This window comes from Psychrobacter sp. TAE2020, assembly GCF_018919485.1.
Lineage (GTDB): Bacteria > Pseudomonadota > Gammaproteobacteria > Pseudomonadales > Moraxellaceae > Psychrobacter.
On the sequence record NZ_JAHLMU010000025.1, the window covers coordinates 1 to 379 of the forward strand.

The window sequence follows — 379 nt, forward strand, 5'->3', positions numbered from 1 at the left end:
GTAATGCACCGCATCAATCGATACCGCTACATTATTGGTGCCGAGCAAGGTTTGCAGCGCCGTCAGAATTTGTTGGGTCAAACGTTCCTGAACCTGCGGACGCTGGGCGAAGAATTGCACGATACGGTTAATTTTCGACAGGCCGATCACGGAATCTTTGGGGATATACGCGTCGGTCGCTTTGCCATCTATGGTCACGATGTGATGTTCTCAGGTGCTGGTCAGCGTGATATCGCGGACGGTGACCATTTCATCCACCTTCATTTTATTTTCAATGAGGGTAATTTTCGGGAAATTGGAGTAGTCGAGGCCGGCGTAAATCTCGTCAACGTACATCTTAGCGATACGATGCGGCGTTTCCATCAGACTGTCATCGCTC

1 pseudogene is annotated in these 379 nt (G+C 49.9%); it reads right to left on the reverse strand.

Annotation, left to right across the window (positions count from 1 at the left end):
- Positions 1–363 (reverse strand): annotated as a pseudogene (folE, locus tag KPY62_RS13845) (GTP cyclohydrolase I FolE); the annotation flags it as partial.
- Positions 364–379: the final 16 nt, after the last annotated feature.